The sequence below is a fragment of the Candidatus Krumholzibacteriia bacterium genome, assembly GCA_035268685.1.
GTDB lineage: Bacteria > Krumholzibacteriota > Krumholzibacteriia > JAJRXK01 > JAJRXK01 > JAJRXK01.
Genome location: DATFKK010000152.1, coordinates 1 through 8,745 on the forward strand (window position 1 = coordinate 1; position 8,745 = coordinate 8,745).

Here is an 8,745-nt window from a genome sequence, read left to right on the forward strand (position 1 = left end):
ATCGGCACCTCCGGGTGGAACTACGACCACTGGATCGGTCCGTTCTATCCCGACGGTCTTCCGAAGAAGCAGTGGCTGCAGTTCTACGCCGACCGTTTCCACTCGGTCGAGGTGAACAACTCCTTCTACCAGCTGCCCACCGAGAAGACCCTGCAGGGCTGGAAGGAGGTCGTCCCGAGCGGGTTCCGCTTCGCCGTGAAGTGCAGCCGCTACGTCACCCACATGAAGAAGCTGAAGGATCCCGCCGAGTCGATGGCGAAGTTCTTCGATCGGGTCGACGTGTTGGGGGCCTACCTCGGTCCGGTGCTGTTCCAGCTGCCGCCGAACTGGAACTTCGACGCCGCGCGCCTCGAGGCCTTCCTCGGCGGGCTCCCGGGCGGGCACCGCTACGTCTTCGAGTTCCGCGACCCGGACTGGTGGAACGATCGCACCTACGAACTGCTGCGCGAGGTCGGCGCCGCCTTCTGCCACTACGACCTCGCCGGCGAGCAGTCGCCGCGCGAGATCACCGCCGACTTCGTGTACGTGCGCCTGCACGGTCCGGGAGAGGCCTACGAGGGGTCCTACGGCGAGCAGGCGCTGCGCGGATGGGCGGGGGCCTTCTCCGCCTGGGCCGCGCGGGGCCGCGACGTGTACTGCTACTTCGACAACGACCAGAACGGCTACGCCGCCCACAACGCGGCCCGCGTGCGCGAGATGCTGAGTTGAGCGGCGGCGCTCAGCCCTCGCCCTCCTCTTCGCGCTCCTCTTCGGCCCAGTAACGGGGTGTGCCGTAGAAGTCGTACAGGCGCTCCTCGTAGTCGCGGTTGATCGGCTGGTTCGGGTCGAACTCCGGACTGTCCTCGATGTGCTGCCGCGTGAGGTCGACGATGAGGCGCTCCTCGCTCCAGTCGAAGCGCTCGGTCCAGGCCGGGGCCACGAGCACCTTGCGGCCCGGCAGCCACTTGCGCGTGTCGATCACGAGGTAGCGCACCACCCATTCCTCGTCGTCGACCGCGACGTCGGCCACCGATCCGCAGTCGGCGTCCTGGCAGTGCACGTCGTACTTCAGGATCTCCTGCACGCTCCGCAGGTGCGGATCCTGGCGTTCGGGCGACGGCGGCCGCTCGTTCACGACCTCGGGCGCGTTGCGCCGCACGGGGGCGAGTTCGGGGCCCTGATCCATCGGCAGGGGGGCGGGATACCAGTAGGGCCGCCAGCCGAAGTGATCGAAGAGCTTCTCTTCCTGCTGACGCGACACCGGTTCGTCGGTCACGGCCGCCGGACTGTTCTCGATCTGCTCCCTGGTCACGTCCAGGTGCACCACCCGATCCTTCCAGTCGAAGGACCGGATCGCCTGGGGTGGCAGCAGGACGATCTTGCCGGGCAGCCAGCGGCCGGTGTCGGCCACGAGGTAGCGGATCGCCCAGGTGTCGTCCTCGAAGTAGAAGTCGTGGACGCGGCCCGCGTCGCCGTCGTCGGCGCGGAAGGTGTAGTGGACGAGGTCTCGCAGGCTACGGATCACGGCGGGACTCCTTTCGCGGGGTGTCGGGGCGCGGCACGTCGGGCGGAGGATCGGGCTGCGGGAGGTCCGGCGGATCCTGGGGCGGCCGTGTCGGCGGTTCCCGGGGCGGCTGCGTCGGCGGTTCCTGCGGGGGCGTCGTCGGAGGCTCCTTCGGCGGCTCCATCGGCGGTTCCGAGGGGGGACCGGTCGGCGGGTCCACCGGCGGTGGGTATTCGGACCGGGGATACGTCGGGCGTGGATGTGGTATTGGCTGCATGGCGCGTGGCCTCCGTCGGCGGACCGGGTTCGATCCCCAGGATGCGTGGTCCGGCGACGATGGGCGACCTGGCGGCTCCCGACCCTGGGGAGGGGAGTTCCCCGACCGGGTCCGGGTCCTCCCCGCGTGACTCAGTCCCCGTCCTCCCCGCCCGCCTGCTCGAATCCCGAGACCACCTCGAGCAGCTCCTGGGTGATGGAGCTCTGTCGCTGGCGGTGGTAGGTCTGCCACAACTCGTCCAGACGCTCCTCGATCGAGTTCTCGGCGGCCTGCATCGCGGCCAGGCGACTGGCGTTCTCCGCCGCGAGCGAGGCGGCGAAGGCGCGGTAGACGCGCACGAACAGCGCCTCGCGCGTGAGGACACGAACCATCGCCGGCAGAGGGAGCGGGATCATCGGCAACGACGGGCCGTCCCACGGCGAGTCGCGCAGGTCGTGCAGTCGTTCCACGTCGAGCGGTAGCAGGGGCACTCGCAGCGACTCGTACGACGTACCTTCGGTCGGCCGGTGGTGGAACGCGACCACCGGGCCCGCCCGGAGTTCGCGCCGCACGCGGTCCAACGTGAACAGCGTTTCCTCGACCACGTCCGTCACGCCGGCCGCGGAGCGCGGCAGGGGCAGCGACTCGACCACCTCGAAGGGCGTCGCCTCGAGATGACCGCGGAGACGGTCTCCGGCGACGACGAGTGCGACCTCGTCGGGGCCGAGGCCCTCCCGCTCGAAGTGATCGACGAGGAACTCGCTCATGATCCGGTCGAAGGGCCCGCACATTCCCTGATCCGATCCGACGGCGATCGCGAGCAGCGGATGCGAACCCACCTCCTCGGCGATCGCGGCTCGGGCGATCCCGCCGTGGAAGCGGAGGGCGCGTTCGCCGGCGTCGGACTTCAGGGTCGCCTGCCACCCGCGCTCCACGGTCGCGTGGTAGACGTCGAGGGCGTGCGCCGACTCCTCGTACTGTCGGATGTTCACCGCCGCGACGGCCTTCATGGTCTTCACGACCGATTGCAGGCCTTCTGCACCGTCGATGCGGTCACGAATCTGTTCCAGGGTCTGCATCGGATTCCTCGTCGAATTCCGCGAGGGCCTCGCGGGCGATCTGTCGCATGCGCTCGCGGGCGTCGTCGTCGAGGTCCTCGCCCTCGACGATGCGCCGTCCGAGTTCGTCGTCGCCGCCCAGCGACGTGCGGGCGGCCTCGCGCAGGGCCTCCTCGGCCTCGGCGATCCGTTCGAGATCCACCTTCTCGAGCATCCCCTCGGTCAGGGCGAACAACGTGAGGATCTGCTCGACCACCGGGATGGGGGCCGCGGGGTCCTGCCGCAGGACCCGGCGTACGCGGCGGCCGTGGGCCAGGGTGCGCCGCTTCTCGGCGTCGAGGCGCGTGCCGTAGCGGCTGAAGCGCTCGAGTTCCTCGAACTGCGAGTAGGCGAGCTTCAGGTCGCCCGTGACGTCGCGGAAGGCCGGGACCTGTGCCTTCCCGCCCACGCGCGACACCGAGCGGTTCACGTCGATCGCCGGGAGCTGGCCCTGCCCGAAGAGGTCGGGCGACACGTAGATCTGACCGTCGGTGATCGAGATCAGGTTCGTGGGGATGTAGGCCGAGATGTTCTGGGCCTGGGTCTCGATCACCGGCAGGGCCGTGAGCGAGCCGCCGCCGATCTCGTCGATGCGATTCGAGGCCCGTTCGAGCAGGCGCGAGTGGAGGTAGAAGATGTCGCCGGGATAGGCCTCTCGCCCGGGAGGTCGGCGCAGCAGCAGCGACAGTTCGCGATAGGCGCGGGCGTGGTGGGTCAGGTCGTCGTAGACGACGAGCACGTCGTGTCCACGTTCGGTGAAGTGCTCGGCGATGCTGGTGGCCGTGAAGGGGGCGAGGAAGCGCAGCCCGGGAGGGTCGTCGCCGTGGGCGACGACGACCACGCAGCGGTCCAGGGCATCGTGCTCTTCGAGCTGGTCGACCACGGCCGCCACCGACGCGCTGCGCTGACCGACGGCGCAGTACACGCAGATCACGTCGTCACCGTCCTGGTTGAGCATGGTGTCGACGGCGATCTGGGTCTTGCCGGTCTGCCGATCGCCCAGGATCAGCTCGCGCTGCCCCCTGCCGATCGGGATCACGGCGTCGACCGCCTTGATCCCGGTCTGCAGCGGACGCTGGACCGGCTTGCGGTCGAGGATCGCGGGAGCCGGTCGTTCGGCCGGCAGGCGGTCGGAGGTGCGTATGGCCTCACCGCCGTCACGGGGGCGACCGGCCGGATCCACGACCCGGCCGAGGAGGGCGTCGCCGACCGGGGTGTCCATGGTCCTTCCGGTGCGACGGACCTCGGTCCCTGCGCCGATCCGGCTGGCTTGGTCGAGCAGCACCACGCCGATGCGGTGGGTATCGAGATCGAGCGCGATGCCCAGGGCCGACGGCCCGATCTCCACCAGTTCCTCGCTGGTCACGCCGGGCAGTCCCTCGACGTGGACGACTCCCCGGCCCACGTCGGTCACCCATCCGGTCTCGTGGACGTCGATCGTCGGCCGGTCGTGCAGCTCGTCGAGGGCCTCCTCGAGGGTCCTGCGGACGTCGGGGAGGGTGTCGAGGAGAGTCGACGGATTCATGCCGCGTCCTCCCCGTTCTCGTTTTCGTCGTCCGTGTCGCCCTCGTCGGGGTCGGCCGAGGGTTGGTGCAGACGCTTCTGGACGCGACGGGCCACCCGCTCGAGTTCGCGGTCGAGACTGAAGTCGAGCACGTGGTCGTGGCCCTCGATCCGCAGACCGCAGATCACGCCGTCGCGGGTGTCGAAGTCGAGCGAAGGCTTGCGCCCGAGTGCTTCCTCCAACGCCGATGTGATCTCCTCGCGCTGCTCGGCGTCGAGCTCCCAGTGGCTGGTGACCTCGAGAGAGGGGCTCTGGTCGTCGCCGGTCAACCGCCCGCGATCCTCGTCGGACATCGCGGCGGCCTCGTCGCAGAACCGCGCGACGATGCGTCGTTCGAGTTCCTCGTCGGCGATCCGTTCGAGGAGCCGGCGGGAGACGTCGAGCGTGGCCCGACCGAGTTCGCGGCGCATCTCCTCGACGAATTCCTCCTGCTGCGAGCGCAGTCCGGCCTCCCATTCGCGGCGTCGCTCCTCGACCTCCTCCCGGGCGCGCTCGGTGCGCCGCCGCCGTTCCTCGTCGGCCTCCTCGCGGGCCTCGCGCAGCAGGCGCTCGCGCTCCTCGCGGATCTCGCGTTCGAGGCGCTCCTTCTCCTGCTCCGCCTGCTCGGCGCGTTCCCGGTGCTCCTCGGCTTCGTCGTACTCCTTCCGGATCCGGCGTCGCCGCTCGTCCATGGCGTTCACGATGCGGTCCCACAACAACCAGCGCAGCAGGAGCACCAGCACGAGGAAGTTCACGGCCTGGGCCGCGACGGTGAACCAATCGATCAGCACGACGACCACCTCCTGGCGTCATCCGGGGTGACCGGGGGACGGTCCCTGCGGTCAGCTTCCGGTGACATGGCCCCAGAAGGGATTCGCGAAGATCAGGATCAGCGACACGACCAGGCAGTAGATCGCGGTCGATTCGATCATGGCCAGGCCGACGAACAGCGTGCGGTTGATGGCCCCGGCCTCGTCGGGCTGCTGGGCCATCGACCGCAGGGCCTCGGCGAGAGCGCGGCCCTCGCCCAGGGCCGGTCCGATCGAGCCGATGGCGATGGTCAGCCCCGCCGTCACGGTCGAGACGAGAGCGACGAGCGTGGTGTCATTCATCGTGGTTCTCCTTGCCTGAAGCCTTCCCGGCGGCGCCGGAATCGCTCGTGCCGACCTGCGTGACCCGCATTCCGGACGAGATGTAGACCAGGGCGAGCACGGCCAGGATGTAGGCCTGGATCAGGCCCGTGATCAGTCCGAGCACCCGCATGACGATCGGGAAGAAGAGCGGCGTGATGGCCAGCAGGATCGCGACGATCTTCGTGCCGCTCATCACGTTGCCGAAGAGGCGCACCGCGAGCGCGAGGGTGCGCGAGAGTTCGCCGATCACGTGGAAGGGAAACATGACCGGCGTCGGGCGGACGTAGCGCCGCAGGTAGTCGCCGACTCCCTGGTGGGCGATTCCGAACACCGGCACGGCCACGAACACGAGCAGGGCCAGGGCGGCCGTCGTCGACAGCGAGGCCGTGGTTGGCACGTAGCCGGGGACGATGGTCAGGAGGTTCGCCGTGGCAGCGAACAGGAACAGGGTCCCGACGAAGATCGTGAGCGGCCGCGAGGGGGTCGGCGCCGCCTCGCGGATCTGGTCGGAGACGAAGGACACCGCCGTCTCGAGGAAGGCCTGTGTCCGCGAGATCCTGTGCCCGCTCGAGAGGTTGCGGGTCGCCCACCACGACAGGACCACGAGCAGGGCCATGACCGCCCACGCGCTGACCAACGTCGTGTTGATGCGCACGAAGTTCCACTGCCAGAACACCGTCTCGTCGGGCGTGATCTGCGTGATGTCCATGGGCTCACCGACCTCGGGGCGACGACCGGGCGCGCAGACGGGCCGGCTCGCGCTTCACACGGGACACGGCCATGACCCGAGCCAGGACGAAGCCCATCAACGCGATGGGCGCCGCGACGGGATCCCAGCGTGCCAGCGCGACGGTGACGGCCGCCACCAGTCCGAAGCGCAGGGCGGCACTGGCGGCGAGGAGCCGGACCGGATGCCGAGCCCCCTGCAGACGGTCGACGGTCCAGTGCAGTCCGTCGAAGAAGACGCGGCCGACGGCGAATCCCGCGAGCAACGAGCCGCCGATGACGAGAGCGAGATGACTCATGGTCGGACCCTCACTTCCTTCCGGTTTCCTGCTTGATCCAGTACCAGGCACTGATGCATCCGAGGACCAGGCCGACCAACAGGCCGGTCAGGGTCCAGGACACGTCGTCGTCCCAGGCGCGGTCGGCGACACCTCCGAGCGCGATGCCGATCACGGTGGGGATCACGATCGACCATCCGATCAGTCCGAAGGTCCCGACCCAGTGCCAGTGGCTGTCGCGCCCCTCGCGCAGCACCCGGAGACGCCGCGCGATCTTGCGGCCGACGGACGATTCGAAGTCTTCGCGGCTCATCGCTCGTGCTCGAGGTCCACGAAGCGACGCACGAAGTCCGACTGCATGCGTTCGAGCGCGCCCCGGGCCCTCTCCTCGCGTTCGGAGACGTCGAGCATCTGCTCGGCCACCACCTGCTCGAGTTCCTCGAGCTTCCCCTGCACGGCGCGCCACACGCTGACCGACACGTCGTCCCCGCGCTTGACCATGATCCCGCGATCGATCGCCACGACCTCCTGTTCGCGGGGGCGTGCGGAGGGTACGTAGGTCAGGATGCCGGGCACGAGAGCCGCCGCGAAGTCCACGTGCCGGGGGTAGACCCCGAAGGATCCGTGCCGGCCCTCGGCCTCCACGTAGTCGACGTCGTCGTCGATCTCGGTTCCCGTCGGCACCACGATCCGGAGTCTCATTGCGCCTCTCCGTTCCGGGCGGCCTGCTGGTCGTCGTCTTTTTCGGCGGCGTCCTCGAGGGGCCCGATCATGAAGAAGTCACCCTCGGACCGGCCCGCCGTCTCCCCGGACAGGATCCGTTCGCACCCGTCGACGGTCTCCTCGCGCGAGACCGCCACACCGGGCTTCCCGGTGAACTGCTCGGTCACGAAGAAGGGTTGCGTGAGGAAGCGCTCGATCTGACGGGCCTGTTCCACGGTGCGTCGGTCCTCGCGCGAAAGCTGGTCGAGGCCGAGCATGGCGATGATCTCCTTGAGGTCCTCGTACTGGGCGAGGGTGCGGCGCACCGCACGCGCGACCTCGTAGTGGCGCGACCCCACCACCCCCGGCGACAGCATCGAGGAGTTCGTGCGCAGGGGATCGATCGCGGGGTACAGGCCCTGGCTCGAGCGGTCCCGGGACAGGACGATCGACGCCGAGAGGTGACCGAAGAGGTGCACGGCGCTCGGGTCGGTGAAGTCGTCGGCCGGCACGTAGACCGCCTGGATCGAGGTGATCGATCCCTCGTCGGTGCTGCAGATCCGTTCCTCGAACTCCGCGAGGTCGCTCTCGAGGGTGGGCTGGTAGCCCAGGCGCGACGGCACGCGACCGAGCAGCCCCGACACCTCGGTGCCCGCCTGCACGAAGCGGAAGACGTTGTCGACGAGCAGCAGCACGTCGCGCTGCATGCGGTCGCGGAAGTACTCGGCCATGGTCAGGCCGGTCAGGCCCACGCGGAATCGCGCGCCGGGTTGTTCGTTCATCTGGCCGAAGACCAGGGCCGTGTCGTCGAGGACCTCGGCCTCCTGCAACTCCCGGTAGAGTTCCTCGCCCTCGCGGCACCGCTCGCCGATCCCGCAGAAGAGGCTCACACCCCCGTACTCGCCGACCACGTTGTTGATCAGTTCCATGATCAACACGGTCTTGCCGACCCCGGCACCGCCGAAGAGCCCGGCCTTGCCGCCGAGCTCGAGGGGGGCCAGGAGATCGATCGCCTTGATCCCGGTCTCGAAGATCTCGCCGCTGGCGCGCCTTCGTTCGAGGGGAACGGGCGCGCGGTGGATCGCACGGAGTTGATCGGCGTCCACGTCCTCGCGCCGGTCGATCGGGGTGCCGGTCACGTCGAACATGCGACCGAGCACGGCTTCGCCGACGGGGACGCGGATCGGTCCTCCGGTGTCCCGGACGACCGACCCGCGGCGCAGTCCCCGCGTCGGTCCGAAGGCGATGGCGCGAGCCGTGTTCGCGTCCTGGTGGGACGCGACCTCCACCGTCAGCTCTTCGTCGTCGCCGACGACCAACCGGCTGTTCAGGGCCGGGAGTTCGCCCTCGCGGAACCGTACCTCGACCACGGAACCGTGGATCGCGACCACCGTGCCGGTGCTGCTCGACGATTCCGCGACGGACATGCTCCTCTCCTCGTCCCACCTGGGACCGAACGATGCCGGATGCGTCATCACTAGCCCAGGTCACGCTCCGGGAGCATCAGGACGAGAGGGGAGCGGCGGG

11 protein-coding genes are annotated in these 8,745 nt (G+C 69.2%); 1 reads left to right on the forward strand and 10 read right to left on the reverse strand.

Annotated features, from left to right (window positions below; genetic code table 11):
* On the forward strand, positions 1-708 hold a 708-nt coding region (locus tag VKA86_14115; protein HKK72346.1), incomplete at its 5' end, for a DUF72 domain-containing protein.
* Positions 709-718: 10 nt separating this feature from the next.
* On the opposite strand, the gene VKA86_14120 is transcribed toward VKA86_14115, so the two are convergent.
* The 10 genes from VKA86_14120 to atpD all read right to left on the reverse strand — a co-directional run bounded on the left by VKA86_14120 (position 719) and on the right by atpD (position 8,645).
* A complete protein-coding gene (locus VKA86_14120; GenBank protein HKK72347.1) occupies positions 719-1,504 on the reverse strand; it encodes a PRC-barrel domain-containing protein in 786 nt (261 codons plus the stop codon).
* A gap of 387 nt (positions 1,505-1,891) precedes the next feature.
* Positions 1,892-2,818, reverse strand: a complete 927-nt coding sequence (locus VKA86_14125; protein HKK72348.1) for a F0F1 ATP synthase subunit gamma — start codon at positions 2,816-2,818, stop codon at positions 1,892-1,894.
* On the reverse strand, positions 2,793-4,361 hold the full coding sequence (locus VKA86_14130) for a F0F1 ATP synthase subunit alpha (GenBank protein HKK72349.1): 1,569 nt from the start codon (positions 4,359-4,361) through the stop codon (positions 2,793-2,795). The genes VKA86_14125 and VKA86_14130 overlap by 26 nt, the downstream gene beginning before the upstream one ends.
* The gene (locus tag VKA86_14135; protein HKK72350.1) at positions 4,358-5,170 is read right to left on the reverse strand and encodes a F0F1 ATP synthase subunit delta; all 813 of its coding nucleotides are present in this window, start codon (positions 5,168-5,170) and stop codon (positions 4,358-4,360) included. Before VKA86_14135 ends, VKA86_14130 begins: the two co-directional genes overlap by 4 nt.
* Before the next feature lie 51 nt (positions 5,171-5,221).
* Positions 5,222-5,491: a F0F1 ATP synthase subunit C gene (locus VKA86_14140; protein HKK72351.1), complete on the reverse strand. Its 270-nt coding sequence runs from the start codon at positions 5,489-5,491 to the stop codon at positions 5,222-5,224.
* Positions 5,484-6,221 carry a F0F1 ATP synthase subunit A gene (locus tag VKA86_14145; protein HKK72352.1) on the reverse strand — a complete coding sequence of 246 codons (738 nt, stop codon included), beginning with the start codon at positions 6,219-6,221 and terminating at the stop codon, positions 5,484-5,486. Before VKA86_14145 ends, VKA86_14140 begins: the two co-directional genes overlap by 8 nt.
* A 4-nt stretch (positions 6,222-6,225) precedes the next feature.
* On the reverse strand, positions 6,226-6,537 hold the full coding sequence (locus VKA86_14150) for an ATP synthase subunit I (GenBank protein ID HKK72353.1): 312 nt from the start codon (positions 6,535-6,537) through the stop codon (positions 6,226-6,228).
* A 10-nt stretch (positions 6,538-6,547) separates the two neighbouring features.
* Positions 6,548-6,829: an AtpZ/AtpI family protein gene (locus VKA86_14155; protein ID HKK72354.1), complete on the reverse strand. Its 282-nt coding sequence runs from the start codon at positions 6,827-6,829 to the stop codon at positions 6,548-6,550.
* Positions 6,826-7,218, reverse strand: coding sequence for a F0F1 ATP synthase subunit epsilon (locus VKA86_14160; GenBank protein ID HKK72355.1), 393 nt, complete (start codon positions 7,216-7,218; stop codon positions 6,826-6,828). Before VKA86_14160 ends, VKA86_14155 begins: the two co-directional genes overlap by 4 nt.
* Entirely contained in the window at positions 7,215-8,645 is a 1,431-nt protein-coding gene (gene atpD, locus VKA86_14165; protein HKK72356.1) for a F0F1 ATP synthase subunit beta, read from the reverse strand. Before atpD ends, VKA86_14160 begins: the two co-directional genes overlap by 4 nt.
* Positions 8,646-8,745 lie beyond the last annotated feature (100 nt).

What these genes read in the sequence shown, in the direction of transcription:
- VKA86_14125 (HKK72348.1), bottom strand. Translation starts at nt 2,818, where the DNA reads ATGCAGACCCTGGAACAGATTCGTGACCGCATCGACGGTGCAGAAGGC.
- VKA86_14130 (HKK72349.1), bottom strand. Translation starts at nt 4,361, where the DNA reads ATGAATCCGTCGACTCTCCTCGACACCCTCCCCGACGTCCGCAGGACC.
- VKA86_14140 (HKK72351.1), bottom strand. Translation starts at nt 5,491, where the DNA reads ATGAATGACACCACGCTCGTCGCTCTCGTCTCGACCGTGACGGCGGGG.
- VKA86_14145 (HKK72352.1), bottom strand. Translation starts at nt 6,221, where the DNA reads ATGGACATCACGCAGATCACGCCCGACGAGACGGTGTTCTGGCAGTGG.
- VKA86_14150 (HKK72353.1), bottom strand. Translation starts at nt 6,537, where the DNA reads ATGAGTCATCTCGCTCTCGTCATCGGCGGCTCGTTGCTCGCGGGATTC.
- VKA86_14155 (HKK72354.1), bottom strand. Translation starts at nt 6,829, where the DNA reads ATGAGCCGCGAAGACTTCGAATCGTCCGTCGGCCGCAAGATCGCGCGG.
- VKA86_14160 (HKK72355.1), bottom strand. Translation starts at nt 7,218, where the DNA reads ATGAGACTCCGGATCGTGGTGCCGACGGGAACCGAGATCGACGACGAC.
- atpD (HKK72356.1), bottom strand. Translation starts at nt 8,645, where the DNA reads ATGTCCGTCGCGGAATCGTCGAGCAGCACCGGCACGGTGGTCGCGATC.